This window comes from Tepidicaulis sp., assembly GCF_965222285.1.
GTDB lineage: Bacteria > Pseudomonadota > Alphaproteobacteria > Parvibaculales > Parvibaculaceae > Tepidicaulis.
Map to the genome: position 1 here is coordinate 2916513 of NZ_OZ244942.1, position 25731 is coordinate 2942243.

General features: G+C 61.7%; 24 protein-coding genes. 12 read left to right on the top strand and 12 right to left on the bottom strand.

What is annotated here, in order from left to right; all coding sequences use genetic code 11:
• Positions 1–21: 21 nt before the first annotated feature.
• Positions 22–804 (bottom strand): ComF family protein, encoded by a 783-nt coding sequence (locus ACOQOT_RS13945; RefSeq protein ID WP_420559797.1) that lies wholly within the window; start codon positions 802–804, stop codon positions 22–24.
• Positions 805–918: 114 nt separating this feature from the next.
• On the opposite strand from ACOQOT_RS13945, the gene ACOQOT_RS13950 reads away from it, so the two are divergent.
• Positions 919–1845: a methyltransferase domain-containing protein gene (locus ACOQOT_RS13950; protein WP_420559798.1), complete on the top strand. Its 927-nt coding sequence runs from the start codon at positions 919–921 to the stop codon at positions 1843–1845.
• 7 nt (positions 1846–1852) lie between these two features.
• Here the strand turns inward: ACOQOT_RS13950 and ACOQOT_RS13955 are convergent, their stop codons facing one another.
• The 4 genes from ACOQOT_RS13955 to ACOQOT_RS13970 form a co-directional block, all read right to left on the bottom strand.
• On the bottom strand, positions 1853–2035 hold the full coding sequence (locus ACOQOT_RS13955; protein WP_420559799.1) for a Flp family type IVb pilin: 183 nt from the start codon (positions 2033–2035) through the stop codon (positions 1853–1855).
• A gap of 44 nt (positions 2036–2079) precedes the next feature.
• Positions 2080–2487, bottom strand: coding sequence for an 8-oxo-dGTP diphosphatase MutT (gene mutT / locus ACOQOT_RS13960; protein ID WP_121882127.1), 408 nt, complete (start codon positions 2485–2487; stop codon positions 2080–2082).
• 14 nt (positions 2488–2501) lie between these two features.
• Entirely contained in the window at positions 2502–3719 is a 1218-nt protein-coding gene (gene argJ / locus ACOQOT_RS13965) for a bifunctional glutamate N-acetyltransferase/amino-acid acetyltransferase ArgJ (protein ID WP_420561955.1), read from the bottom strand.
• 296 nt (positions 3720–4015) lie between these two features.
• Positions 4016–4843: a peptidylprolyl isomerase gene (locus ACOQOT_RS13970; RefSeq protein WP_420559800.1), complete on the bottom strand. Its 828-nt coding sequence runs from the start codon at positions 4841–4843 to the stop codon at positions 4016–4018.
• Positions 4844–5161: 318 nt separating this feature from the next.
• On the opposite strand from ACOQOT_RS13970, the gene secA reads away from it, so the two are divergent.
• Positions 5162–7882 (top strand): preprotein translocase subunit SecA, encoded by a 2721-nt coding sequence (gene secA / locus ACOQOT_RS13975; RefSeq protein WP_420559801.1) that lies wholly within the window; start codon positions 5162–5164, stop codon positions 7880–7882.
• Positions 7883–7893: 11 nt separating this feature from the next.
• Here the strand turns inward: secA and ACOQOT_RS13980 are convergent, their stop codons facing one another.
• A complete protein-coding gene (locus ACOQOT_RS13980) occupies positions 7894–8547 on the bottom strand; it encodes a glutathione S-transferase family protein (RefSeq protein WP_420559802.1) in 654 nt (217 codons plus the stop codon).
• Entirely contained in the window at positions 8544–9899 is a 1356-nt protein-coding gene (locus ACOQOT_RS13985) for a spinster family MFS transporter (protein ID WP_420559803.1), read from the bottom strand. The genes ACOQOT_RS13980 and ACOQOT_RS13985 overlap by 4 nt, the downstream gene beginning before the upstream one ends.
• A gap of 192 nt (positions 9900–10091) precedes the next feature.
• On the opposite strand from ACOQOT_RS13985, the gene ACOQOT_RS13990 reads away from it, so the two are divergent.
• From ACOQOT_RS13990 to ACOQOT_RS14000, 3 genes are read left to right on the top strand one after another with little or no spacing between them, the layout of a single operon-like run.
• The gene (locus ACOQOT_RS13990; protein WP_420559804.1) at positions 10092–11276 is read left to right on the top strand and encodes an epoxide hydrolase family protein; all 1185 of its coding nucleotides are present in this window, start codon (positions 10092–10094) and stop codon (positions 11274–11276) included.
• A 45-nt stretch (positions 11277–11321) separates the two neighbouring features.
• Positions 11322–12515, top strand: a complete 1194-nt coding sequence (locus ACOQOT_RS13995) for an epoxide hydrolase family protein (RefSeq protein ID WP_420559805.1) — start codon at positions 11322–11324, stop codon at positions 12513–12515.
• Between the two features lie 12 nt (positions 12516–12527).
• Complete coding sequence (locus ACOQOT_RS14000) at positions 12528–14315, top strand: SLC13 family permease (protein ID WP_420559806.1); 1788 nt, start codon at positions 12528–12530, stop codon at positions 14313–14315.
• A gap of 37 nt (positions 14316–14352) precedes the next feature.
• Here ACOQOT_RS14000 and ACOQOT_RS14005 read toward each other — a convergent pair whose 3' ends face one another.
• The gene (locus ACOQOT_RS14005; RefSeq protein ID WP_420559807.1) at positions 14353–15312 is read right to left on the bottom strand and encodes an acetyl-CoA carboxylase carboxyltransferase subunit alpha; all 960 of its coding nucleotides are present in this window, start codon (positions 15310–15312) and stop codon (positions 14353–14355) included.
• A gap of 251 nt (positions 15313–15563) precedes the next feature.
• Here ACOQOT_RS14005 and ACOQOT_RS14010 point away from each other — a divergent pair, with 251 nt between their 5' ends.
• A complete protein-coding gene (locus ACOQOT_RS14010) occupies positions 15564–15992 on the top strand; it encodes a hypothetical protein (RefSeq protein ID WP_420559808.1) in 429 nt (142 codons plus the stop codon).
• A 4-nt stretch (positions 15993–15996) separates the two neighbouring features.
• Positions 15997–16980, top strand: coding sequence for a sigma-70 family RNA polymerase sigma factor (locus ACOQOT_RS14015; protein WP_420559809.1), 984 nt, complete (start codon positions 15997–15999; stop codon positions 16978–16980).
• Positions 16981–16989: 9 nt separating this feature from the next.
• Here the strand turns inward: ACOQOT_RS14015 and ACOQOT_RS14020 are convergent, their stop codons facing one another.
• The 3 genes from ACOQOT_RS14020 to ACOQOT_RS14030 are packed head-to-tail and all read right to left on the bottom strand — an operon-like array spanning position 16990 to position 20020.
• Positions 16990–17940 carry a site-specific tyrosine recombinase XerD gene (locus ACOQOT_RS14020; protein WP_420561956.1) on the bottom strand — a complete coding sequence of 317 codons (951 nt, stop codon included), beginning with the start codon at positions 17938–17940 and terminating at the stop codon, positions 16990–16992.
• A 45-nt stretch (positions 17941–17985) separates the two neighbouring features.
• Complete coding sequence (locus tag ACOQOT_RS14025) at positions 17986–19896, bottom strand: hypothetical protein (protein WP_420559810.1); 1911 nt, start codon at positions 19894–19896, stop codon at positions 17986–17988.
• Positions 19877–20020 (bottom strand): hypothetical protein, encoded by a 144-nt coding sequence (locus tag ACOQOT_RS14030; protein WP_420559811.1) that lies wholly within the window; start codon positions 20018–20020, stop codon positions 19877–19879. Before ACOQOT_RS14030 ends, ACOQOT_RS14025 begins: the two co-directional genes overlap by 20 nt.
• 391 nt (positions 20021–20411) lie before the next feature.
• On the opposite strand from ACOQOT_RS14030, the gene ACOQOT_RS14035 reads away from it, so the two are divergent.
• Genes ACOQOT_RS14035 through ACOQOT_RS14045 form a run of 3 tightly spaced genes read left to right on the top strand, consistent with a single transcriptional unit; the run spans position 20412 to position 23448 of the window.
• On the top strand, positions 20412–21038 hold the full coding sequence (locus tag ACOQOT_RS14035) for a shikimate kinase (protein ID WP_420559812.1): 627 nt from the start codon (positions 20412–20414) through the stop codon (positions 21036–21038).
• The gene (gene aroB / locus ACOQOT_RS14040) at positions 21035–22168 is read left to right on the top strand and encodes a 3-dehydroquinate synthase (protein ID WP_420559813.1); all 1134 of its coding nucleotides are present in this window, start codon (positions 21035–21037) and stop codon (positions 22166–22168) included. Before ACOQOT_RS14035 ends, aroB begins: the two co-directional genes overlap by 4 nt.
• Positions 22168–23448 carry an HlyC/CorC family transporter gene (locus ACOQOT_RS14045; protein ID WP_420561957.1) on the top strand — a complete coding sequence of 427 codons (1281 nt, stop codon included), beginning with the start codon at positions 22168–22170 and terminating at the stop codon, positions 23446–23448. Before aroB ends, ACOQOT_RS14045 begins: the two co-directional genes overlap by 1 nt.
• A 21-nt stretch (positions 23449–23469) precedes the next feature.
• Here ACOQOT_RS14045 and ACOQOT_RS14050 read toward each other — a convergent pair whose 3' ends face one another.
• Positions 23470–23748, bottom strand: coding sequence for a BolA family protein (locus tag ACOQOT_RS14050; protein WP_420559814.1), 279 nt, complete (start codon positions 23746–23748; stop codon positions 23470–23472).
• 221 nt (positions 23749–23969) lie between these two features.
• Here ACOQOT_RS14050 and ACOQOT_RS14055 point away from each other — a divergent pair, with 221 nt between their 5' ends.
• On the top strand, positions 23970–24572 hold the full coding sequence (locus tag ACOQOT_RS14055; RefSeq protein WP_420559815.1) for a J domain-containing protein: 603 nt from the start codon (positions 23970–23972) through the stop codon (positions 24570–24572).
• A 138-nt stretch (positions 24573–24710) separates the two neighbouring features.
• A complete protein-coding gene (gene cobS / locus ACOQOT_RS14060; protein ID WP_420559816.1) occupies positions 24711–25712 on the top strand; it encodes a cobaltochelatase subunit CobS in 1002 nt (333 codons plus the stop codon).
• Positions 25713–25731: the final 19 nt, after the last annotated feature.

Consider the following 25731-nt stretch of genomic DNA (forward strand, 5'->3'; position numbering starts at 1 on the left):
CTTCAACAATGGTGAGGTTTATCATATAGGGGGCGCTTCCTCTCCCGCAACTCGCGCTATCGTGAGCACGCTGACCATTGCCGCGCCTTCCTTAAGGAGCACCCGGATGCAGGCCTCCACCGTCGCCCCGGTGGTCAGCACATCATCGACAAGCAGCACATGCTTGCCTACGATCTTGGCGCCCTTACCAGCTTTCAGCGAAAAAGCCCCGGCGACATTGCGCCGCCGTGCCCCTGCGCTGAGGCCCACCTGCGCCTTTGTCGGGCGGTGGCGCAGGAGGATTTCAGGATCGGCGGGCTTGCCGGAAAGCCGGCCAAGAGCCCGGGAAAGCTCGGCCGCCTGATTGAAGCGCCGCCATAAAAGCCGGCGGGCATGAAGCGGCACCGGGCAAATCAGATCGGTCTCGGCAAGCAGCTCGCCGCCCGCCTGCGCCATCAGCCGGGCAAAGGTCGGGGCAAGCTCCAGCCTATCGCCATATTTCAGCCGGCTGATGAGCCGGGCGGCGGCATCATTGTAAAGCAGCGCTGCGCGCGCCTGCGCAAAAGCGGGAGGCCGGGCAAGCGCCGCCGCCGAAACCGCGCCCTCCCCCGGATCATAGGCAAAAGGCGCGCCGGTAATCCGGCAAAAAGGCTCGCCGATGAAATCGAAGGCGCTCCAGCAGGGCGCGCAAAACGCATAATGCCGGTCGAGCCCCGCCCCGCAGGAAAGGCAGCGCGGCGGCAGAAGAAAATCCCCGGCCCGGCGCATGAGCGCGCGCAGAACCTGCCCGTCGCTCTTTGCCGCCTCCCCCGCCTCTGCCTGCATCTGCCCCTCCCGCCTCACCTGAAACGCCCGGCAATATCCTGCGCCCCTTCATCTTGCCAACAGACGATGCCGTGTCATAGTGCGCGCCTACCGCGCCGAGCGAGATGAGGGCTCATGCAACTTTTCGACCGCACGCTATTGCGCCGCCGCCGGGACCGCGCGGCCCCGGGTTTTAGCGCGCATGATTTTCTTATCCGCCATGCCAGCGAGGACATGGCCGAACGGCTCATGGCCGTGAACCGCAACTTTCCACTGGCGCTCGATCTCGGCGCCCATCAAGGCGCACTTTCCCATGCGCCGCTGCCTGAGGATAAGATCGGCGTTATTGTCGAAACCGACCTTTCTTCCGCCATGCTTGCCGGGCCTGCGCAAAAGGTACGGCAAAAGACACAGCCCTTGCGCCTGGCCGCGGATGAAGAGGCCTTGCCCTTTGCCGAGGAAAGCGCCGATCTCGTCACCTCGCTTCTCTCGCTGCATCTCGTCAACGATCTGCCGGGCACGCTCATTCAGATCCGCCGTATTCTAAAACCGGACGGGCTTTTCATCGGCGCGCTTTTCGGCGGGGAAACCTTGTCGGAACTGCGCGAGGCGATGAGCCTTGCCGAAATCGAATGCGAGGGCGGGCTCTCCCCGCGCATCGCCCCTTTCACGGAAATCCGCGATCTCGGCGGGCTGATGCAGCGCGCAGGTTTTGCGCTGCCCGTCACGGACGCCGATAAACTCACCGTGCGCTATGCGACGCCGATGCACCTTTTGAACGAGCTGCGCGGCATGGGCGAAACGAACATGCTGAGCGAGCGGCGCAAGACGCCGCTGCGCCGCGCCACGCTCATGCGCATGATGGAAATCTATCAGGAAAAGTTTTCAGACCCGGACGGGCGCATCCGCGCCACTTTCGAAATTCATTACGTCACGGGCTGGGCGCCCCATGAAAGCCAGCAAAAGCCGCTGCGCCCCGGCAGCGCGAAAACGCGCCTCGCCGACGCGCTCGGCGTCAGCGAAAGGCCTGCCGGCGAAAAGCCGGGGCCCAAGCAAGAATGAGAAAAAGTTAGAACTCGAAAGAGCCGAGCTTGGCGGCAATGTCCTGGAAGATGGCAACCACCGCATCGCCCACCAGCGAGGTGGCGCCGAACATGGCAAGGCCGATACCGGCAACGATCAGGGAATATTCCAGCGCCGTCGCCCCGCTTTCATCGCCGAAAAAACGGGAGGCAAAGGACCGGCCATCCAAAATTTGGTGGATGTCACCGCTTACTCGTACCGTCCGGTCGATCATCACAACAAATCCCTCAACGTTGCCACAAGCGGCTCGTCGGCGGGCGGCATCGGATAGCTCTCCATCCGGTTCGGCGCGACCCATTTCAAGGTCTGCCCTTCCAGAGGCTGGGCAATCCCCTCCCACTTCCGGCAGATATAGAGTGGCATCAGAAGGTGAAATTTTTCATAAGAGTGACTGGCGAAGGTCAGTGGCGCGAGACAGGAAGCGCTAACGTCGATCCCCAGCTCCTCCTTCAGCTCGCGGATAAGCGAAACCTCAGGCGTTTCGCCGCTTTCCACCTTGCCGCCGGGAAACTCCCAAAGCCCCGCCATGGATTTGCCTTCCGGGCGCTGTGCCAAAAGGACACGCCCGTCCCCATCGGCAAGCGCGCAGGCGGCCACGAGTATGATCGGCTTATCGCTCATCGCCCGCCCCGCGCCTAGCTGCGGTAATCGGCATTGATGGCGATATATTCATGGGTGAGATCGCAGGTCCACACCGTCGCAGAAGCGGTGCCGACGCCGACATCCACTTCAATGTCGATCTCCCGCCCCTTCATATGTTTGGCGACCGGCGCTTCGTCATAGCCCGGTACGGCAACGCCGTTCTTCGCGATGTCGATACCGCCCATACGCACGGCAAGCTTGTCCCTATCCGCTGCCTCGCCCGCCTTGCCGACAGCCATGACGACACGGCCCCAATTCGCGTCTTCGCCCGCGATTGCGGTTTTGACGAGCGGGGAATTGGCGATGGAAAGGGCAATGCGCCGCGCCGCCTGGTGGCTTGCCGCGCCATTGACCGTGACGGAGATGAACTTCGTCGCCCCCTCCCCGTCGCGCACCACCTGATGAGCAAGCTCCTGCATGAGATCGTGCAAGGCCGTGCGGAATTCACGCAGACGCGGATCGCCCGCCCGCGTGATCGGCGGCCATGCCTGGCCGGTTTCCCTTTCCGCCTCGCGCATCGCCTCGCCCGTTGCGAAAAGCAGCACGCTGTCGGAGGTCGAGGTATCGCTATCCACGGTGATAGCGTTGAAACTGTCGCGCGTGCCCAGCATCAGCAAAGTCTGCAGGATGGGGGCGGGAATCGCGGCATCGGTAAAGATGAAAACCAGCATGGTTGCAAGGTCCGGCGCCACCATGCCCGAGCCTTTTGCAATGCCGTTGATGCGCACGGGCACCCCGCCGATCATCACCTGGCGCGTTGTATATTTGGGAAAGGTATCCGTGGTCATGATGGCCCCGGCAGCCGCTTCCCAATTGTCCCGGTGCAGCACCTTCATGGCTTTGCCGATACCGTTCTCGATCGGTTCGGGCGGCAGGAACTGGCCGATGACCCCCGTCGAGGCGATAAACACATCCTTCTGCCGGCAGCCGACTTCCTGAGCGGCCTTTGCCGCCGTCGCGCGTACCGTCGCCATCCCGGCCTTGCCGGTAAAGACGTTGGAATTGCCCGCATTGACGACGAGCGCGCGGGCCACGCCGTTTTCGATATTGGCGCGGCACCAATCGACCGGCGCGCCCGGCATTTTGGAATTCGTGAAGACCCCGGCAACACTCGTGCCTTCCGGGAAAACCGCGACAAGCATGTCGTCACGGTTCTTATATTTGATGCCGGCCTGCACGGCGGCAAATTCCACCCCGGCCACTTCCGGCATTTTGGGATAGCTCTTCGGCGCAAGCGGGGACACTTTCGCGGCAGTTTTGCGCTTACCGGCGACTTTCGTGCGGCTGGCGGCTTTGGCCACCGGTTTCTTGGCAGCGACTTTTTTACGCGCGGCGCGTTTCGGCTTTACGGCCGTTTTCTTCTTGGCGATGAGCTGCCGTTTCTTCTTCGGCTTCGCCACTTTGCTCTTGGCGCGCACGCTTGCCGGTTTTCTTTTCTTACCGCCCGCTTTCGTCATCGCTCATCCCGTCTTTGCCGCTATCTGCATCTGCCTCTGTGCGCCTGCCTTTATTGCGGCGCGATCACCGGACGCGAAGAACCGCCATCCGCCCCGACAATCTCGATTGTCGCATCATTGCGCAACTTTTCTATGAGGGCTTTCCCCTCTTCCTGAAGAAACTGCGCCGTCAGCTCGTCCTTTACCTCTTCAAAGCTGGGCTTGGGCTGCGGCCGGCGGTCTTCCAGCTTAATGACATGCCAGCCGAACTGGGTTTCCACCGGCTCGGAGATCTCGCCCGGCTTCAGCTTGAAAGCAGCTTCCGCAAAAGGCTCGACCATGTCGGTTTTAACGAAATAGCCGAGATCGCCGCCATTCTCGCCGGTGGGGCCTGTGGATTTTTCCGCCGCCACCTCTTCGAAGGCTTTCCCGCCTTCAATCTCGGCGATCACCTCGCGCGCCTCCGCCTCGCTTGCCACGAGAATATGCCGGGCGCGCACTTCATCTTCAGGTTCCCGGGCGGCGATTTCCTGCTGGTAGTAGTCTTTCAGCGCCTCGTCCGTCGCTTTGCCGGAAATGAGCTGCGTCCAGTAAACGTCGCGCAGCGCCTTTTCCTTGTAATAGTCGACGCGGCGCTTCACCGAGGGATCGTCCCCCAAGCCCTTTTCCTCGGCCTCCTGGGAGAGGATTTTCCGGTCGATCAGCATGCTCAGAAGATATTGAAAGCGCACATTCTGCGGCAGCTGGTCGAGCACCCCGCCCAGCTCCTCTTCGGCAAGGGCGAGATCGGAAAACATGATCGCCTCGCCATTAACCTTGGCAACGGCCTGATCAGCGCTTTCCCCGGCCGGGGCGGGCTCCTGAGCGAAAGCCGGCGCGATGAGGGGGGCTTGGACCATGCCTGCCGTAATCCCCGCTGCCAGTGCCGATGCTAGTAAGAGCCGCATGCCGATCCTTCCCGGCGGAAAACCGCCAAAGCCGATAAACTGTTTGATACACCCTGTTACCAGCCTTTCAGGCCTCTGAGAAATGAATCTGCTGTAATTTTAGAGATTTAGCCCCCGAAAGCGCCCCTCTGCGGCAGGGGGTGACATTGACAGGTTAAGCCCCCAGCCCTTACATGCTTGCCTACGTATTTCTGCCGCAAAGCGCCTCTAGAAAGGCTCTCCGGCACGCGAGGGGCGGCCCCGCCCCCGACAGAATGAGGTTAATACCCAATGGCAAGCTTGGGCGCCCTGGCTCGGCGGTTTTTCGGCACGTCGAATGACCGCAAACTGAAGGCTTACACACGCAACGTTGAGGCTATCAACGCCCTGGAGCCCGCCACCGAGGCGCTTTCCGACCTTGCCCTGCAGGAAAAGACCAACGAATTCCGCGACCGGCTGGCAGGCGGGGAAAGCCTCGATGCGCTTTTACCGGAAGCCTTTGCCGTGGTGCGCGAGGCGGCCCGGCGCACCCTCGGCCAGCGGCACTATGATGTGCAGCTCATCGGCGGCATGGTTCTTCATGAAGGCAAGATTTCCGAAATGAAGACGGGGGAAGGCAAGACGCTTGTCTCCACCCTTGCCGCCTATCTCAACGCTCTGCCCGGCAAAGGCGTCCATGTCGTGACGGTGAACGATTATCTGGCCAAGCGCGATGCGGGCTGGATGGGCCAGGTCTATGAATTCCTCGGCATGAATGTCGGCGTCATCCTGCACGGGATAAGCGATGAAGAGCGCCGCGCCGCCTATGCCGCCGACATCACTTACGGCACCAATAACGAGCTCGGCTTCGATTATCTGCGCGACAACATGAAGTACCAGCTGAACGCCATGGTACAGCGCGGGCATCATTTCGCCGTGGTCGACGAAGTGGACTCCATTCTGGTCGATGAAGCGCGCACACCGCTCATCATCTCCGGTCCCGTGGAAGACAAATCCGAGCTTTATACCAGCGTCGACAAGCTGATCCCCGATCTGCCGGAAGAAGCCTTCGAGCTTGATGAAAAGGCCCGCACCGTCAGCCTGACGGAAGAAGGCAACGAGATCGTCGAGACGATGCTGGCCGAGCGCGAACTTTTGAACGAAGGCGGGCTTTACGATGTGGAGAACATCTCCCTCGTTCACCACGTCAACAATGCCCTGAAAGCACACAAGCTCTTCCAGAAGGACAAGGACTATATCGTCAAGGGCGGCAAGGTCGTCATCATCGACGAGTTCACCGGCCGCATGATGGAAGGCCGGCGCTATTCGGACGGGCTGCACCAAGCGCTGGAAGCCAAGGAAGAAGTCCCGATCCAGCCGGAAAACCAGACGCTCGCCTCCGTCACTTTTCAGAATTACTTCCGCCTCTATGAAAAGCTTTCCGGCATGACCGGCACGGCGCTGACGGAAGCGGAAGAATTCATGGATATTTACGGGCTCGACGTGGTGGAAATCCCGACCAACCTGCCCATCTCCCGTAAAGACGAGGACGACGAGGTTTACCGCACCGCGCGCGAGAAATACGAAGCCATCGTCGAAGAGATCGCCGATTGCATGGAGCGCGGCCAGCCCGTTCTCGTCGGCACCACCTCGATCGAGAAATCCGAGCTTCTTTCCGACTTCCTGAAGAAAAAGCGCATCAAGCATAATGTGCTGAACGCCCGCTACCACGAGCAGGAAGCCCATATCATCGCTCAGGCAGGCGTGCCCGGCGCCGTCACCATCGCCACGAACATGGCCGGCCGCGGCACCGACATTCAGCTCGGCGGCAATATCGACATGCGCCTGGAAGAAGAGGCGGCAGGCCTTGAAGGCGATGCGCTGGAAACGAAAAAGGCCGAGCTTCTCAAGGACATCGAGGCAAAGAAGCAAATCGCGCTCGAAGCTGGCGGGCTTTACGTCATCGGCACGGAGCGCCATGAAAGCCGCCGCATCGACAACCAGTTGCGCGGGCGCTCGGGCCGCCAGGGCGATCCCGGCCGCTCGAAATTCTATCTCTCCCTCGAAGACGATCTGATGCGCATCTTCGGCACCGACCGCATGGACGGGATGCTGCAGAAGCTCGGCCTGCAGGAAGGCGAGGCGATCGTCCATCCCTGGATCAACAAGGCGCTGGAAAAGGCGCAGGCCAAGGTCGAGGCACGCAACTTCGACATCCGTAAGAACCTTCTGAAGTTCGACAATGTGATGAACGATCAGCGCAAGGTGATCTTCGAGCAGCGCATCGAGCTGATGCGCATGGACGACGTCTCCGAGACCATTGCCGACATGCGCCATGAAGTGATCGAAGACATGGTAAGCACCCATATCCCCGAAAAGGCCTATGCCGAGCAGTGGGATGTGGACGGGCTTCTGGAGGAAACGAAAAAAATCCTCAGCCTCGATCTGCCGATCAAGGATTGGGCCGCAGAAGAAGGCATTGCGGATGAAGAAATCCGTGAGCGCATCACCCGCGCCGCCGATGCCCATATGGCGCAGAAAGTGACGCAGGTCGGCCCGGAAATCATCCGCCAGGTGGAAAAAGCGGTGCTCCTGCAGCTCATCGACGGGCGCTGGCGCGAGCACTTACAAATGCTCGATCACCTGCGCCAGGCCGTGGGTCTGCGCGGCTACGCACAGCGCGACCCGCTCAACGAATATAAGACGGAAGCCTTCGAGCTTTTCGAAGCGCTGCTTATTCGTCTGCGCCGGGATGTGACCGAGCAGCTCATGAACGTGCAATTCGTTTCCGAGGCCGATGCGCCGAAGCTGGAAGAACAGGCGCTGCCGGAAATGCATGCCCACCATGTCGACCCGCTCACCGGGCGCGATGAAATGGAAGAGGCAGGTGACACCGCAACGCTGACACGTCCCCGCGCGGATGTGCCCATGAACCCGGACGATCCTTCGACCTGGGGCAAGATTTCGCGCAACGCGCCCTGCCCCTGCGGCTCGGGCAAGAAATACAAACATTGCCACGGGGCCGTCGCCTAAAGGCGAAACGCTCAGTCGCCGGGCTTGGCGGCAAAAGGATAGGCTTCAAGAGAAAACGCGGTAGCGGCAAGGCTATCGCGTTTTTTCATGCGCGCCCACCAGGCGGCAAGGTCGCCCCGCTCTTCCATCAAGGCAAGGCCCTGACGGGTTTGCATCAGATAGTCCATCATCGGTGCGAAGTGACAATCGGCAAGGCTGAATGCCGCTCCGCCAAGCCAGTCGCCGTTCCCGTAATGGCCGGCAAAAGCGCCGAGTGACTTTGCAAGCCGGGCTTCCATGCGCTCGCTCAGCATGTCGTCCGGCCAGCCGCCCGCAATCGGCGCGAAGACCTGCTGCGTCACAAGCTCGCGAATATCGGGCCAGATGTAATTGTCGAGCATGGCGATGGCGGCACGCACATGGGCGCGGCTTGCGGCATCTTCCGGCAGGAGCGCCGGGCCGCCCGCGGCCTCTTCAAGATAAAGGCAGATAGGACCCGTCTCGAAGAAGCGCTGGCCGTTATGGGTGAGCACCGGCACTTTCGCGAAAGGATGGGCGCTCTTGCCCATCCCTTCGGAGATGAAGTCGATCTCCTCGAACGCATAGGCGAGCGCCTTTTCCTCCAGCACCAGCCGCACGATCCGCGTATAGGCGCTGTAGGCGGCCCCTTGCAGCGTCAGGCTCATGCGCCCGCCTGCTGCTCTGCTTTCAGCCGCCGGCCCGCCGCCCAATAATGATAGGCCGCCCAGATGTTGAGCATCGCCGTGCCGAAAAGCGCCCAGCGCAGCGAATCCACGCCGAAGCCGTAATCGGCCCGCAAGACGTCGGAGATGATGCCGACAACCTGCGGCCCGAAGCCGAGGCCGATAAGGTTCAGGATGAAGAGCATGACGGCCGAGGCAAGCGCGCGCTGGCGCAGCGGCGTCAGCGTCTGGATCATCGCGAAGGACGGGCCGAGATAGAAGGCGCCGAGCAGCGAGATCGGCACATAAAGCACCCAGAGGATGGAAATATCGACGCCGCCGATGCTGAACGCCGGGAAATTATCGATGAGATAGAAAACCGCGATGAAGGGCACGGCAGCGAGCTTGGCAACGGCCACGACCCAGGTGTTCCAGCGCACGTCCTTCTTGGAAAGATGGTCGGTCAGCTTGCCGCCGATCAGCGCGCCGAGCCCGCCGACAATGCCGACAAGCGGGGCAAGCCAGGTGCCTACTTCCGCAGGCGACATGCCATGCGTGCGGATCAGAAAGGCCGGGCCCCAGGCGATACCGCCATAACCGACAAACGAGGTAAGCGTCACGCCGATCACCACATGGCGTGCGGCAATCTTGCTCCAGAGATGATGGAAACCCGCCTTGATCATGCCGGTGAAGAGCGCCAGCGTCATCGGCGGATGGGCTTCCTGTTCGCCCGCCCCTTCCGAATGGCCGCGCGGCGGCTCGACCAGCGTATAGCGCACGAGCAGCGCGATAAGGACGCCGGGCAGACCGACCACGAAGAACGCCATGCGCCAGCCGTAAAGCTCCGTCACCCAGCCGCCGACGAAAAGCCCGATCATCACGCCGAGATAAACGCCGAGCGAGTAGATCGCCATGGCGCCCGCCCGCTCGGTGGGGCCGTAAAGATCGGCGATCATGGAATGGGACGGCGGGCTTGAGCCTGCCTCGCCGATCCCCACCCCGATACGGGCAAGGGCAAGCGTCCAGAAATTATTGGCAAGGCCGCACATGGCCGTCATCGCCGACCAGATGGCGATGGCGCCGGCAATGATGTTGCGCCGGTTGCTGCGGTCCGCCCATATGGCGATGGGAATGCCGAGCGTTGCATAGAAAAGCGCAAAGGCGATGCCGCTCAGAAAACCGATTTGCGTATCGGAAAGCAGGAGATCGGCCTTAAGCGGCTCGACCAGAATGCCGACAATATTCCGGTCCACATGGCTCGATGTATAGCCGAGCACCAAAATGCCGAGCGCATAAGACCGGTATCCCGGCGTGATTTTATCGGCCGGTGACACCGGCGCCGCTTCTTGAGCCATCTCCTACCCCGCCTCGATTTTTCAAATTCTTGTTGCGGGCAATCTATCTGCTTGTTGCCGCGGCGACAATCGGCCATTCGCGTTTTGCCGGGCCGGGCGGCGCTGAAAACCGCCCTCTGGCTTTGTTTGCACCGCGCTCTGCGGCTGTCATAATGCGCGCCAACAAACAATAAGGTCAGCAGGAGAGCGCTCATGACATCCCCCGTTCCCTTTAAGGTCGACATTCCCCAAAGCATCATCGACGGCATTCTGGCCAAGGTCCGTCAATATGAATGGCATGAAATGCCAATTATCGACGATGGCGGCGACCGCTGGGCCTATGGCACGGACATGGCCTATATGAAGGAGCTCTGCGAATACTGGACGCATCACTATGACTGGCGCGCCTTCGAGACGAAGCTCAACGCCTTCCCTCAGTTCAAAACCGAAATCGACGGGCAGGAAATCCACTTCCTGCATGTCAAAGGCTCGGGCGCCAATCCGCAGCCGGTTCTTCTCACCCATGGCTGGCCGGGCTCGGTGCTGGAATTCTATGACGTTATCGAGCCCTTGGCGCATCCGGAAAAATTCGGCGGCAATGCCGAAGACGGGCTGACGCTCATCGTGCCGTCTCTTCCCGGCTACGGCTTTTCCGGCAAACCGAAAAAACCCGTCGGACCGAAATTCACCGCCGCGCTTTGGGACCGGCTCATGCGTGAGGTTTTGGGTTATGACACCTATATCGCCCAAGGCGGCGACTGGGGCTCGGTCGTCACCGGCTGGCTCGGCTATGAGCATGGAATAAACAAAGGCGGCGGCTGCAAGGCCATTCACCTCAACATGTACGGCGTGCGCCCGCCCGCTCTTCCTGAAACGGAGGAAGAAAAGAAATGGGCCGAAGGCGCCGCCTTCATGTTCGAAATGGAAGGGGCTTATTTGCGCCTGCAAATGACGAAACCCCAATCGCTTTCCTACGCGATGATGGACAGCCCCGTGGGGGCTGCCGCCTGGATCGTGGAAAAATTCGCAACCTGGGGCGACACGCGCGGGCCGGACGGCACGGTGCATATCGAGCATGCTTTTTCGAAAGACACGCTGCTGACCAACATCATGATCTATCTCGTCACCCGCACCTTCAACACCGCGACCTGGTATTACCGCGGCATGTTCGAGGAAGGCGGCACGAACATGGCGCCGGGCACCTCTGTCACCGTGCCCACCGGCATTGCCAATTATCCGGGGGAACTCTTCACCTTCCCGCCCCGTTCGATGGTGGAGAAAGGCTATAATGTCGTTCACTGGTCCACGTTCGACAAAGGCGGTCACTTCGCGGCGCTGGAACAGGGCGAGGCTTTCGTCAAGGATCTGCGCGATTTCATCGGCAAACTTACCGGCTGACCCCGCACCAAAACCTCTGCGCGACCGATTATGGAAAGAAGCCCCATGACCCATCCCGTCATTCCCGCCGACCCCTTCACCATTCACGTCTCGGACGGCGAAATCGCGGATCTGAAAACACGGCTCGCCCAGACCCGTCTGCCGAACGAGCCGGACGGAAACGAAAATTGGGATTACGGCACCAATCTCAGCTACATGGAGCGGCTGCTCACTTATTGGCGCGACGATTTCGATTGGCGCAAGCAGGAAGCCTGGCTCAACACGTTCAAGCAGTACCGCGCGACAATCACGGATGAGGACGGGGCCGATCACGAAATCCATTTCATCTATGAGCGCTCCTCGCAGCCGAATGCCATTCCGCTGATCATGACCCATGGCTGGCCCTCGAGCTTCCGCGAGTTTCTGGATGTCGTGGACCGGCTTGCCCATCCGCAAACCTATGGTGCGGACGGCCCGGCCTTCGATGTGATCGTGCCCTCGCTCGTCGGTTACGGCTTTTCCTCAAAGCCGGCGCAGCCCATCGGCCCCGCCGCCATTGCCGAGCTTTGGCACAAACTCATGACCGACGTGCTCGGCTACGACAAATACGCCGCCCAGGCCGGTGACTGGGGCAGCTTCGTCACCTCGCGCCTTGCTCTCCAGCATGCCGACAGCCTGCTTGCCATTCATCTGACCATGCTGCCGCTGCGCCCGGATGTGAAAGACAAGCCCGTGACGGAGGAAGAAGCGGCCTGGATCAAGGAAATGCAAGCCTGGTGGCGCCAGGAGGAGGGCTACCGCTCCATCCAGTCCACCAAACCCATGGCGCTTGCCTTCGGCCTCCACGATTCGCCCGCAGGCCTTGCCGGCTGGCTGGCGGATAAATATTACCGCCTCGGCGACACCGAAAAATCCCACCCCTGGGAGGGCATGGAAGCGCGCTTTCCCATGGACACGATCCTGACCCAGTTCTCCATCTACTGGTTCACGGGCACCATCAATTCCGCCAACACGCTCTATAAGGCGGGGCCTGCGGAAAACTCCAACCGCCTGAAGCGGGGCGAAAAGGTCACCGTGCCCACCGCCTATAGCGAATATCCCATGGACACGCTCCCCCTTACCCCGCAAAGCTGGGCGGAACGCGGCTATAATCTGAAGCGCTTTAAAATCATGGAGCGCGGCGGCCATTTCGCCGCCATGGAAGAGCCGGAGCTTTTTGCAGACGACGTGCGCGCCGCCTTCAAAGAATTACTCGGATAGATCGGGCAACATATGACACTTGAGCAGATGATCGCGCTGGGACTTCTCATTCTGGCGCTGACGCTCTTCATTTGGGGCAAGCTGCGCCACGACATCGTGGCGCTCATTGTCATGATCGGCACGGGCCTGAGCGGCCTCGTGCCGGCGGATGCGCTGGTGGAAGGTTTCGGTCATCCCGCCGTCATTACCGTTGCCGCCGTGCTTGTCGTCAGCCGGGCCCTCAAGAACGCCGGCACGGTCGACATCATCGCCCGCTATATCGGCCCCTTCACAAAAACCTCATTCAGCCAAATGGCGGTGCTGACGGGGGTCTGCGCGCTGGCTTCCGCTTTCATGAACAATGTCGGGGCGCTCGCCGTTCTCCTGCCCGTCGCGCTTGCCAGCGCCGAGGAACGCGGCCGCCCGCCCGCGCTTCTTTTGATGCCGCTTGCCTTCGGTTCGATCTTAGGCGGCATGATGACGCTGATCGGCACGCCGCCCAACATCATCATTTCTTCTTTCCGCGCCAATGCGGTGGGCGCGCCTTACACCATGTTCGATTTTTCCTATGTCGGCGCTCCCGTCGCATTGGTGGGCCTTTTCTTCATCACGCTGATCGGCTGGCGGCTCATCCCGAAGGAGCGCAAGGGCGGGGTTTCGGGCGATGCGCTTTTTCATATCAACGATTATGTCGTGGAAGCGCGCGTGCGCGAGAAGAGCAAACTCATCGGCAAGCGCATGGTGCATCTGGAACAGATGACAGGCGAGGAAATCGCCGCCACCGGCAAGGTGGGCCCGGACGGGCAGATCGAAACACCCGATCCCTGGCGCACCATCAATCACAACGACATTCTCATCCTGCGCGCCGACCCGAAGGATCTGGAACCCTGGATCGATGAATTGGGCCTTGAGCTCATCACCGACCGCTCGAAAACCGCCATGCAAAGCGAAAAGGAACGGGGCGAGGCACTGCATTTGAGCGAGGCGATCGTTTCTCCCGATTCCATGCTGCTCGGGCGCAGTGCTGCTTCCATCGAGCGCCGCTCCGGCTACCAGCTCTCGCTGCTGGCACTTGCCCGCAAAAGCGAGCCAGTACGCCGGCGTCTTCACAATGTGCGCTTTCAGGCAGGCGACGTTTTGCTTCTGCAGCAGCGCGGCGAACAGCAACTGGAACTCATTCAGGAAATGGGCCTCTTGCCGCTGCCCGAACGCGGGCTCAGCCTCGGCCAGCCGCGCAAGGCGCTGACCGCCGTGCTGATTTTCGCCGGCTGCATCGCCCTTTCCATGCTCGGCATCCTGCCCATCGCCGTCGCCTTCATCACCGCCATCGTCGCCTATCTGCTGCTCGATATTCTCAATCTGCGCGAGCTTTATTCCTATATCGACTGGCCAGTCATCGTGCTTCTGGGCGGCATGATCCCGCTCGGCACGGCGCTCGAAGCCTCTGGCACCACCGCGCTCATTGCCGGCAGCCTGCTTGAGCTAACGGGCAATCTGCCCGCCTGGTGCATCATCGCGCTTTTGATGGTGGTGACGATGTTCCTCTCCGACCTGATGAACAACGCGGCCACCGCCCTCATCATGGCACCGCTTGCCATCGCCATCGCGGGCGGCATGGGAGTCAACCCCGATCCGCTCTTGATGAGTGTCGCCATCGGCGCAAGCTGCGCCTTCCTCACGCCCATCGGCCACCAGTCCAACACGCTGGTCATGGCGCCGGGGGGATATAGGTTCGGGGATTATTGGCGGCTCGGCCTGCCGCTTGAAGTTTTGATTGTGGCCGTCGCCGTGCCGCTGCTCATGGTCTTCTGGCCGCTTTAAGTCTTCTGGCCGCTCTAGGCGGCCACGCGGGCTGCTCTTAGGAGAGCCCGTGCTTGCCCATGGCCATGAATTTCTCGCGCCGCTGGCGGCGGAGCGCATCGGCATCGAGCCCGTCGAGGCCGCGCAATTCTTCTTCGATGGCATCGCCCGTCTCGCGAATCATCTGCGCCCGCTCCCGGTGCGCGCCGCCCACAGGCTCGGGCAGGATGCGGTCGATGATGCCAAGCTCTTCAAGGCTCTGCGCCGTCACTTTCATGGCGGTCGCCGCCTCTTTGGCCTTGTCCGAGGAGCGCCAGAGAATGGAGCTGCAGCCTTCCGGCGAAATCACTGCATAAATCGAATGTTCGAGCATCAGCACCCGGTTGCCCGCGGCAATCGCAATCGCCCCGCCCGACATGCCCTCGCCGATCACCACCGAAATCATCGGCACGGAAAGGCCGAGGCAGCGGTCCATGGAGCGGGCAATGGCTTCGGCAACACCGCGCTCTTCCGAGCCGATGCCCGGATAAGCGCCTGCCGTATCCACCAGCGTGATCACCGGCATATCGAAACGCTCGGCCATATCCAGAAGGCGGATGCCCTTGCGATAACCTTCCGGGCGCGCCATGCCGAAATTGTGGCGCATGCGCGTTTCCATGTCCGAGCCTTTTTCATGGCCCATGACGACCACGGAACGGCCGCGGAACCGGCCAAGCCCGCCGATGATCGCCGCGTCCTCGGCAAACAGGCGGTCGCCGGCCAGCGGCGTGAAGTCCTGAATGAGGCCTTTGACGTAATCGACGAAATGCGGACGGTTGGGGTGGCGGGCGACCTGCGTCTTCTGCCAGGGATCGAGACGGCTATACGTGTCTTTCAGCAGCTGCGCGGCTTTGGTTTCGAGCTTGGCCACTTCATCGGAAATACTGACCGACGGGTCTTCCTGAGCCAGGGTTTTCAGCTCTTGAACCTTGCCTTCCAGTTCAGCAATCGGCTTTTCAAACTCAAGATAACTCAGCATCGCTCCCCGCTCGCGCCATCCCGTTCCAACTGTGACAAGAGAGCCACAAATTTGCGGCACACTGGCCCGGCTTCCCCCCCTTGTCAACTGCGTTGACGTGCCGGAGAGCCCCTGCCCGTCGCCGGATTGGTCCTGCCAAAAGGCGAGCGAATAGAAGACGTTAGGGAAGGCTGTCACAAAGGAGGCGGATACCCCGTCACCCATAGAGCCGGCACCGCCCGCGGGCCATGACCAATCTGGGGAGATGAAGAATGCAAGAGACCGCAATAAGAGTGCGCAGCGCGCTCATGAAACGGGGGCTGATCGCGCTTTTCGCGCTTACTCTCTCAGCAAACGGGGTCTATATGCTCGCCGCCCCGCTTGCCTGGTACGGCGATATTGCCGGCGTGCCGAATACCGGCCCCTTCAACCCTCATTTTGTGCGCGATATCGGCGTCGCCTATCTCACCCAGGGCCTGCTCCTCTTCTGGGCGGCGCGCCGCCTTGCGCTCGCAACGCCTTTTCTCATCGCCGTCGCCATTTTCCTCGGCCTGCATGCCCTCTTGCATCTGTGGGATGTGGCCGCAGAGCGCCTGCCGATGGATCATCTGATCATCGACCTGCCCGGCGTCTTCCTGCCGGTCTTTGTCGCCCTCGGCCTTGCCTATTGGTGCAGAGGCGAGCGCGCGGGAGTAAGCTGAGCAAATGAGCCCGGAAGAGACATTCGAAAGCCTGCGCCCCCACGCGATGCGCGTCGCCTACCGCCTGCTCGGCACGCTGGCGGAGGCCGAAGACGTGGTGCAGGAAGCCTGGCTGCGCTGGTCGCGTGTGCAGGCAAGCGAAATCCGCTCGCCCAAAGCCTGGCTCACCACCACCGTCACGCGCCTTGCCATCGACCATCTGCGCGCGCAAAAGGCCCGCCGGGAAACCTATCCAGGCCCCTGGCTGCCCACCCCGCTCATCGAATTCGATCTCGACCATCTGCCCGATGAAAAGACACCTTCACCGGAAGACAGAATCGCCCTTGCCGATGATGTCTCCCTGGCGCTGATGATGGTGTTGGAGCAGCTCGGGCCGGAAGAACGCGCCGCCTTCATCCTGCGCGAAGCCTTCGACACAGATTACGGCGAGATTGCCCGCATCCTCGGCAAGTCGGAAGCTGCCTGCCGCCAGATCGTCAGCCGGGCCCATAAACATATCCGCGCCGGCAAACCGCGTTTCGAGCAGACGAAGGATCAGCACAGCTTCCTGCACAGCGCCTTTCTGCAAGCCCTGCAATCGGGCGACGTGGAAGCCTTCGGAAAGCTCTGCGCGAAAGACGCGGTGCTGCTTTCGGATGGCGGCGGCAAGGTGCAGGCCGCGCTCAACCCGCTATACGGGCGCGACCGCGTCACCCGCTTCATCCTCGGGCTCTCGCGCAAATGGGTGCGCTGGGTGGAAAGCGGCCGACTGCCCGGCCAGACACTGGAATTTTATAGCGCCCGGATCAACGGCCTGCCCGGCTTCGTCACTTTTACCGGCGAAGAAATCTATATGAGCGTCGCCCTCGATACGGATGATGAAGGCCGCATCTCCCATGTCTATATGATGCGCAATCCCGACAAGCTGAAACATGTGCACCGCCCGCCCGGCCCGCCGACCCTCAGCTTCGATTTGCGCGCAGGAACCACGCCCGGCGGCACTCCTTAGAAACGCGCTTCAGAAGTTTTTGGCAAGCGGGTGATGGGTTTCCACCAGCGTGCGCAGCCGTTCTTCCAAAACATGGGTGTAAATCTGCGTCGTGGAAATATCCGCATGGCCGAGCAGTTTCTGCAGGGAACGCAGATCCGCCCCGTTTGCCAGCAAGTGGCTGGCGAACGCATGGCGCAGCACATGCGGGGAGACCTGGCGCGCATCGATGCCCGCCTCGCGCGCCACGTCCTTCAGGATTTGCGCAAAGCGGTGCCGCGTCAAATGCGGCTCCTTGCCGCGCGAGGGAAAGAGCCAGGGATTGCCCTCGCCCGCTTTCTTCGCCCGCAGCGGCAGATAAAGATAAACAGCATCGCGCGCCGCCTCCGTCAGCGGCACCGTGCGCTCCTTGTTGCCTTTGCCTTTGACGAGGATAAGCCGCGTCTCCCCCGTCACCGCCCGCACCGGCAGGCTCACAAGTTCGCTGACGCGCAGGCCCGTTGCATAAAGGAGTTCAAGCAGGCAGACCGTGCGCGCAGCCTTATAGGCAAGGCGCAGCTCCGCCTCCGCCGCACCGCTGGCGCTTTTGCCAGCTGACATCCGTGCAGCTTCCAAAAGCCGGTCCACTTCCTCCACGCTCAATGTGCGCGGCAAGCTGCGCGGGCGCTTCGGCCCTTCGATCGCCGCGCTCGGATCATCGGCGCGCAGCCCTTCAGCAAAGAGAAATTGATGAAGCTGGCGGAGCGAGGAAAGCCGCCGCGCCGCCGTTGTCTCCGCCAGCCCCTCACTGGCGATGAGGCCCAGATATTTGCGGATATCGGCAGCGGCCGCATCTTCTAGCGAGCGCCGGCGCGTGCGCAAAAAAGCAGTGTAATCCCGCAAGTCCCGGAAATACGCATCAAGGGTGTTTTTCGAAGCGCCGCGCTCGGCCTGCATCATCTCGAAAAACATCTCGACGAGACGGGCATCCGCCCCGCCGATGGTTTTTCCCTCCGATGCCTTTTGCCGCCCCATCCGATTTTCCTTCTAGGCAGGCGGCACACGCCCCGCCTCGCTTGCCGCCAGCAGCGCATCGAGTGCCAAACGGAACGCTTCTTCGCGCAGCCCGACTTTCAGCAGCGCCGACACCATATTGGCAAGCGCCTGGGGATGAAGATTGCCAAGCCCCGTCTTGCCCGGCAGCGCCAGCGTGAGCAGCACCGCCTCCCCGCGCCGCCCGGCAGCGCTCGCCTCTTCCAGCGCGCGCAGCAATTGCGGGCCGGGCATCAGCCCGTCCGGCAGCTCGCCGCTATCGAGCAGCGCCGCCCAAAGATCGGGGCTGAGCTGATAGCCGAGCGCATCGAGCAGCAGAGCCTCGCGGGCGGCAACTGCCCGCACGCGCCCGCCCTCGCCGATACGCAGTTTGAGCTCGGTGCTCGCCGCCGCAAGATCGGGCTCGACGCCGCGCTTGCCGGTCAAAAACCGCACCATACCTTTCAGCTCATCAAGCTGCGGCGTGCGGTGGCCTGCCTCGCTGAGCGCTGCAAGCCACATGGACGCGCGCACCCGCTCCTCATTAACAATAAGCGCGCGCACGAAATGCCCGCCAAGCACCGGATCGCCCCCGCGCGGGGGAATGGAGGCGATGATGGGACCAAGCACGCGGGCAAGCATCCGGAAATCTTCGGAAGTTTCCGCCGCCGCAAGCCCGCCGCTGACAAGCACCGCCTTATCGCCCGGCACGCTTTCATCGGACAGGGTTTTGTAAAGCGCGGCGCGGGCCTGCCAGGCCTCGTCCGGTTTTTTGGGAAGCTTGGCACCGGCATAAAGCGCGGCCAGTTCATGCGGGGCGGCAAGATAAGCGGCGACGGCTTTTTCACCTGCCTGAATGCGCAGGCCCATATCAAGACCGTCCCGGCGCATCATGTCCGCCAGCAAGGAAGGCTCAGCCAGAGAGACGGCATCGGCAGGCAGCGCCCGCCCCGCCCCCAGATAAAGCGCGTAACGAAGCGGGTTCAGCCGCTCGGGCGCCGGCGCATCGAGCTTCAGGCCGTCCGTCTTTTGCGCGAGCAGCGAATAAAAAAGCGCGTCTTCCATACCCTGCTCACGGGCAAGATCGGCGGTGAGATTGGCGGCAATGACCTCGCCGGCCTCTGCCTGGCAAAGCGCCGTCAGTTTCAAGCTGAAAGCGGCAAGCGGATCGCCCAGCGGATCGCTGCCCACCGGAAGAAGGTCGAGCGAGCGGCAGGCTTCTTTGACATCGCCCGCAGCAAGAAAGGCTTCCGCGCGCAGCTTCGCCGAGCCCGCATCCGCCTTAACCCGCTCGCGCCCGGCAAAGAGCCGGCGCACCGCTTCGCTTTCACCGGCGGCCATCAGCCGTTCAAGGCGCAAATAAAGGATGGATTGGCCCGCCGTTGCACCCTGAGGCGGCGCCGCGCTCGATAGCAAGAGCCGGTATTGGAGATCATGCAACGAGGGCTGGAAGAGCGGTGCAGGCAGCTCCGGCAACAGCCGCTCAACCTCGCGCCGGCTCGTGCCCTGCCACATGCGCGCGCCGAGCCCGCCCTGATCTTCCGTCAAAAGCCCGATGCTCGCCTCGCCCACATCGCCGAGGACACCGACCTCGATGCCCGATTCGAGTGCGCCGGGGCGCGGGGAAATCTGACGCGGCGGGAGGCTCGGCGCTTTCGGCGCCGCGCCGCCCGGATAAAGCGAAAGGGGCGCTGCGGCACCGGCATCGCTCTCACCGGGGGCCTCGCTTCCTTCCGGCACCTCCGGCAGGTTTTGCGGGATAAGCTGCACGGGGCCGCGCGGGGCCTCCTGTTGCGCCTCCTGGGCGCGGGCCAGCGGGGGCACCATCAGCGCAAAAATCGCCGATACGCAGACGAGCGCCGCAGTTTTCCTCTGCCAGGCGCCTTTAACGGCCTTTGCAGAGGCGTTATTTCGGGAAGGCGTCATTCTCAATGACTTTCTGAACGGGCTGGACCTGCGGCGGATCGGACTGCGCAAGAAACACCACGCCCGCAAACAAAGCACCCGCCGCTATGGCTATCACCACCAACATGCGCACAACGCCCGCCATTCATTATCCCCTTCAACGCGTCTTCATGAAGGCCGGGATGCGTTTGCATCCTGCCTCGGCCGGAGCTTGTGCCGGATTTACCCATCCTGCCTGCCAGCTGCGGCGAAATTTTGGCAACCGCCCGGCGTCTCTCCGGGAAAGGCGCCGATACCAAGCTGAAAGCCTCTCAAAAGAGCCGTTACGAGGCCAGTGGACCCGTCCGGCTAATCTTGTAGGATGCCCCTTCGGCCCGGCCAACCGGAACTCCGGCCCTTCTATCCGGCTTTACCCCATTCTGCCAGATATGATGCCGGGTGAGGATAGGCAGGGCCAAAGCCCAATTCAACTTTAAGGCGGCAGCGCGCAAGGGTTGCCGCCCCGTTAAAGAAGAAAAGCAGGAAAAAAGAAAAAGATGACGCGCAGCGGCAAACCGGCGGAAGCGGCACCGAAAAGCGAAACGGCCATGGCCGCGCCTGGCGACCCGGATGCCGGGGCCTTGCGCAGCTTGATCGGTGCGCGCTCGCTGGTACTGGTCGGCCTGATGGGCGCAGGCAAGACCACCGTGGGCAAGAGGCTCGCCCACCGGCTCGGCCTTTCTTTTGTGGATGCCGATGCCGCCATCGAGGAAGCGGCGGGGGAAAGCGTCAGCGAAATCTTCGAAAATCACGGCGAGCAATATTTCCGCGAAGGCGAACGGCGCGTCATTGCCCGCCTGCTCGATGAAGGCCCTTATGTGCTGGCAACCGGCGGCGGCGCCTTTATGGACGAAGGCACGCGCGAGAACGTCGCCGCCAAAGGCATCTCCGTCTGGCTGCATGCGGATCTCAGCGTTTTGGTGGAGCGGGTCTCCCGGCGCGGCGGACGCCCGCTTTTGCGCAAGAAAGACCCGGCAAAGGTCATGAAGGACTTGATGGATGCGCGCTATCCCATATATGCGCAAGCTGACATCCGCGTGGAAAGCGGCGAAAGCAGCCATGACGCTGTCGTCGATGCGATCTTGCACGCATTGAAAGATTATCTTGAAGGGCAGAACCGATGAGTAAGGGTCAATCTGCGGCCCCTGAAAAAGTAACCGTGGCGCTGGGCGAGCGGGCCTATGACATTTTTGTCGGCCCCGAGCTGATTGCCCGCGCCGCCGAGTATCTGGAACCGGTTCTGCGCCGCCCGCGCACCGCCATCATCACCGATGAAACCGTAGCCGGCCTTCATCTGCCCGCCCTCACGGAAAGCCTCGATGCAGCCGGCATCCGCCATGCGCATCTGGCGCTGAAACCGGGCGAACAGACGAAATGTTTCGCCGAGCTGGAGCGCGTCACCACCTTCCTTCTGGAACAAGGCATCGAGCGATCCGACATGGTGATTGCCCTTGGCGGCGGCGTTATCGGCGATCTGACGGGTTTTGCCGCCTCTGTGCTGCGCCGGGGTACCGATTTCGTGCAGATCCCGACGACGCTTCTCTCTCAAGTCGACAGCTCCGTCGGCGGCAAGACCGGCATCAACACGCCCCATGGCAAGAACCTGATCGGCGCCTTCCATCAGCCCCGCCTCGTGCTCGCCGATACCGGCGCGCTCGCCACCTTGAGCGAGCGGGAGTTCCTGGCAGGTTATGCCGAGGTGGTGAAATACGGGCTCATCAACGACCGGAATTTCTTCGATTGGCTGGAAGCCAATCTGGACGCCATAAAACAAGGCGATGCCGCCGCCCGCACCCATGCCATCGTCAAAAGCTGCAAGGCGAAAGCCGCGGTCGTTGCCGAAGACGAACGTGAAGGCGGCGTGCGCGCCCTTCTCAATCTCGGCCACACGTTCGGCCATGCCCTGGAAGCGGCAACCTCTTATGACGCGCGCCGCCTCGTCCATGGCGAGGGTGTTGCCATCGGCATGGTCATGGCCTTCGAATTTTCCGCCATGCTGGGCCTGTGCCCCGGCCAGGACGCCGTGCGCGTCAAAGCCCATCTGAAACGCGCGGGCCTTCCCACCGCGCTTAGCGACATTCCCGGCACCCTGCCCGGCGCGGACGCGCTGGTCGGCCTTATGGCGCAGGATAAAAAAGTCGTGGACGGCAAGCTTACCTTCATTCTGGCCCGCGGCATCGGCGAGAGCTTCATCACCCGCGATATCGACACGCGCGATCTACAGCGCTTCCTGAGCGAGCGGGAGGCCGCTTGATGGAATATCTGGGGCTCTTCTGGACGGTTATCGTCGTCTTCGTGCTGCTCGGCCTTTCGGGCTTTTTCTCCGGCTCCGAAACCGCGCTGACCGCCGCCTCGCGCGCGCGCATCCACCGCATGGCCGAAGACGGGGACAAGCGCGCCAAACTCGTCAACCGGCTGATCGGTGATCCCGAACGGCTCATCGGCGCCATTCTGCTCGGCAATAATCTCGTCAATATTCTGGCCTCCGCGCTCGCAACAACCGTGCTGCTGACGGTGTTCGGCGAAGCCGGCGTCGTCTACGCAACGCTGATCATGACGGCGCTCATCGTCATTTTCTCCGAAGTGCTGCCCAAGACCTATGCCATCACCAATGCCGACCGCATGGCACTCACCGTCGCGCCCGTGCTGCGCTGGGTGGTGCTGGTCTTCGCGCCCATCACGAGGGGCGTGCAATTCATCGTCCGCCGCACCTTGTCGATCTTCAACATCAATACGGACGAGACGATGCATGTGCTCTCCGCCCATGATGAGCTGCGCGGCGCGATCGACCTGCATCACCGCGAAGGGGCGGTGGTCAAACGCGACCGGGACATGCTGGGCGGCATTCTCGATCTTGCCGATCTTGAAGTCGGCGAGATCATGGTGCACCGGAAGAACATCGTCATGATCGATGCCAATCTGCCGGTGGAGGAAATCGTTGCCGAAGTGCTGGCAAGCCCCCATACGCGCGTGCCGCTCTGGCAGGACGAGCCGGAGAATATTATCGGCGTCATTCATGCCAAGGACCTTGCCCGCGCGCTTTCCCACGCGAGGGGCGATGTCTCACAAATCTCCATCACCCAGCTTGCAAGCGAGCCCTGGTTCGTGCCGGACACGACAAGCGTCCAGGCACAGCTCAATGCCTTTCTGCGCCGCAAGAACCACTTCGCCCTCGTCGTCGATGAATATGGCGCGCTGATGGGCCTCGTAACGCTGGAAGACATTCTGGAGGAAATCGTCGGGGAAATTTCCGACGAGCACGATGTCGACCGGCTCGATATCCGCCCGAAGCCCGATGGCACCGTTGTGGTCAACGGCTCGGTGACGCTGCGCGATCTCAACCGCGCCATGGATTGGTCGCTGCCAGACGACGAGGCAACGACCATTGCCGGGCTGGTCATCCATGAAGCCCAGACGATCCCCGAAGTGGGGCAGATCTTTTCGTTTCACGGCTTCCGCTTCGAAATCGTGCGCCGCCAGCGCAATCAGGTCACGGCTCTGCGGATCACGCCGCTGCCGCCCTCCGATTCTTAAAAAGCGGCTGAGAGCGGCTCCCTATCCTTGCGCCGCCTCTGCCGGTGTCTGCGCCTTCACGGCCAGCGCGTGCACGGGATTATCCATGAGCGCGGCCACGGCCTTGTTCACCATCCGGTGACGCTCGATCCGGGACTTGCCATCGAAGGCCGGGGAAACGATAAAGACATTGAAATGCGTTTCCCCTTCCGGCCGGGCCCCGGCATGGCCCTTGTGTTTGGCGGATTGGTCCGAAATTTCCAGAACCTCTGGCGCAAGCGCCGTTTCCAGCAAATTCCGCATTGTCTCTGCCACGCCCATCCCGGTTCTCCTTTAAATGACACTTGGCTAACGATCCCGCGCAAATAACGCCCAGGTTTACTGACGTCTAACGCGTTTTGTGCTTTTCTATCGGGCTCGGCAGGCGGGCGGCAAGCCTCCCCGCGCCAGAGCCCCTAAAACCGGGCGAAAGCCTAAAACCCGTGCAACCTTATGGACACGAGACCCTGACCGCCGTGAAGCTGAACTCGAAATATTTCGATATGATCCGCATCGCCCCGCGCAAGGCCAAAAATGCCGAGCCGGAGGTGCACCAGTGCCAGCATCCCGGCTGCACGGCGCCGGGCCCTCACCGGGCCCCGAAAGGCCGCCTGCCCGACGAAAAACCGCCCGTCGAGGACTTCTATTATTGGTTCTGTACCGATCACATTCGCGAGTACAACCGGGCGTTCAACTATTTCGAGGGCATGTCCGAGGCCGAGCAGACCATTTACCGGGAGCAAATGGCCACCGGCTACCGGCCGACCTGGAAAATGGGGGTTAACTCCTGGTCAGGCCAGGCAGCCAAGGGGGACGCGACGTTTTTCGACGATCCGCTGGGCCTCTTCAAATTCCGCAATACCGGCCCCGGCGAGCAGGCCCAGGAGGAAACCGCCCGCCGCCGCCCGCCCCGCAATGCGGAGCGCAAGGCATTGGAAGCATTGGGCCTTGACGAGACCGCGGCCTTGAACGACATCAAGGCAAGGTATAAGGAACTGGTCAAAAGGTTTCACCCCGACGCCAACGGGGGCGACAGGGCTGCTGAAGACCAGTTACGCAAGGTCATCCAAGCGTATGACTATCTTAAAAAAAGCGGCTTCTGCTAATCTTCCCTGCGTTTTGCATATTTGCAGGGAAAATAATGGGGCGGAAGGGCAGTAAACTCCCGGATCAAGGGTGCCCGGCAACGCGGCCTCGCCGCCGTATCCGCCTGAGTTTGATGTAACGGACGTAGTGGACGGACCATGAGCGAATCTATTGAAATCACGGGATCAATCTCCAAAGAGATGCCTGAAAAGAAAATCAGCGTCCGCGACACGTTCGGTATCGATATCGACATGCAGGTGCCGGCTTTTGCGGAAGCGAACGAATATGTCCCGGATTTCGATCCCGACTATCTGTTCGACCGCGACACGACGCTGGCGCTTCTGGCCGGTTTCGCCTTCAACCGCCGCGTCATGGTTCAGGGCTATCACGGCACGGGCAAGTCCACCCATATCGAGCAGGTGGCCGCCCGCCTCAACTGGCCCTGCATCCGCATCAACCTCGATAGCCACATTTCCCGTATCGACCTGATCGGCAAGGACGCCATCGTCCTGAAAGACGGCAAACAGATCACCGAATTCCGTGAAGGCATTCTGCCCTGGGCGCTGCAGCACCCGGTGGCGCTGGTCTTCGACGAATATGACGCCGGACGCCCGGATGTGATGTTCGTCATTCAGCGTATTCTGGAGCTGCAGGGCAAGTTGACCCTGCTCGACCAGAACAAGGTGATCCGCCCGCACGGCGCCTTCCGCCTCTTCTCCACGGCCAACACGATCGGCCTCGGGGACACGAGCGGGCTCTATCACGGCACGCAGCAGATCAACCAGGGCCAGATGGACCGCTGGAACATCGTCACCACACTCAACTATCTGCCCCATGATGCCGAAGTGAACATCATTCTCGCCAAGGCCAAGAGCTACAACGAAACCCAGGAAGGCAAAGACAAGGTCTCTGCCATGGTGCGTGTGGCGGACCTGACGCGTTCGGCTTTCATCAATGGTGACATTTCCACCGTCATGAGCCCGCGCACGGTGCTGACCTGGGCGGAGAATGCCGAGATTTTCGGCGATATCGGCTTCGCCTTCCGCGTCACCTTCCTCAACAAATGCGATGAGCTGGAACGGGCGACCGTTGCCGAGTTCTATCAGCGCTGTTTCGGGGAAGACCTGCCGGATTCGGCCAGCCAGGTCATGGTGGCCTGAACCAGAAGTGAAGGCGGTT

Coding starts and splice junctions, on each gene's coding strand:
- ACOQOT_RS13950 (WP_420559798.1), top strand. CDS start 919: ATGCAACTTTTCGACCGCACGCTATTGCGCCGCCGCCGGGACCGCGCG.
- ACOQOT_RS14045 (WP_420561957.1), top strand. CDS start 22,168: ATGGAATATCTGGGGCTCTTCTGGACGGTTATCGTCGTCTTCGTGCTG.
- secA (WP_420559801.1), top strand. CDS start 5,162: ATGGCAAGCTTGGGCGCCCTGGCTCGGCGGTTTTTCGGCACGTCGAAT.
- ACOQOT_RS14000 (WP_420559806.1), top strand. CDS start 12,528: ATGACACTTGAGCAGATGATCGCGCTGGGACTTCTCATTCTGGCGCTG.
- ACOQOT_RS14010 (WP_420559808.1), top strand. CDS start 15,564: ATGCAAGAGACCGCAATAAGAGTGCGCAGCGCGCTCATGAAACGGGGG.
- ACOQOT_RS13990 (WP_420559804.1), top strand. CDS start 10,092: ATGACATCCCCCGTTCCCTTTAAGGTCGACATTCCCCAAAGCATCATC.
- cobS (WP_420559816.1), top strand. CDS start 24,711: ATGAGCGAATCTATTGAAATCACGGGATCAATCTCCAAAGAGATGCCT.
- ACOQOT_RS14050 (WP_420559814.1), bottom strand. CDS start 23,748: ATGGGCGTGGCAGAGACAATGCGGAATTTGCTGGAAACGGCGCTTGCG.
- ACOQOT_RS14030 (WP_420559811.1), bottom strand. CDS start 20,020: ATGGCGGGCGTTGTGCGCATGTTGGTGGTGATAGCCATAGCGGCGGGT.
- ACOQOT_RS13995 (WP_420559805.1), top strand. CDS start 11,322: ATGACCCATCCCGTCATTCCCGCCGACCCCTTCACCATTCACGTCTCG.
- ACOQOT_RS14015 (WP_420559809.1), top strand. CDS start 15,997: ATGAGCCCGGAAGAGACATTCGAAAGCCTGCGCCCCCACGCGATGCGC.
- aroB (WP_420559813.1), top strand. CDS start 21,035: ATGAGTAAGGGTCAATCTGCGGCCCCTGAAAAAGTAACCGTGGCGCTG.
- ACOQOT_RS13945 (WP_420559797.1), bottom strand. CDS start 804: ATGCAGGCAGAGGCGGGGGAGGCGGCAAAGAGCGACGGGCAGGTTCTG.
- ACOQOT_RS13970 (WP_420559800.1), bottom strand. CDS start 4,843: ATGGTCCAAGCCCCCCTCATCGCGCCGGCTTTCGCTCAGGAGCCCGCC.
- ACOQOT_RS14025 (WP_420559810.1), bottom strand. CDS start 19,896: ATGACGCCTTCCCGAAATAACGCCTCTGCAAAGGCCGTTAAAGGCGCC.
- ACOQOT_RS13985 (WP_420559803.1), bottom strand. CDS start 9,899: ATGGCTCAAGAAGCGGCGCCGGTGTCACCGGCCGATAAAATCACGCCG.
- mutT (WP_121882127.1), bottom strand. CDS start 2,487: ATGAGCGATAAGCCGATCATACTCGTGGCCGCCTGCGCGCTTGCCGAT.
- ACOQOT_RS14055 (WP_420559815.1), top strand. CDS start 23,970: ATGATCCGCATCGCCCCGCGCAAGGCCAAAAATGCCGAGCCGGAGGTG.
- ACOQOT_RS13980 (WP_420559802.1), bottom strand. CDS start 8,547: ATGAGCCTGACGCTGCAAGGGGCCGCCTACAGCGCCTATACGCGGATC.
- ACOQOT_RS14035 (WP_420559812.1), top strand. CDS start 20,412: ATGACGCGCAGCGGCAAACCGGCGGAAGCGGCACCGAAAAGCGAAACG.
- argJ (WP_420561955.1), bottom strand. CDS start 3,719: ATGCCGGAAGTGGCCGGGGTGGAATTTGCCGCCGTGCAGGCCGGCATC.
- ACOQOT_RS14005 (WP_420559807.1), bottom strand. CDS start 15,312: ATGCTGAGTTATCTTGAGTTTGAAAAGCCGATTGCTGAACTGGAAGGC.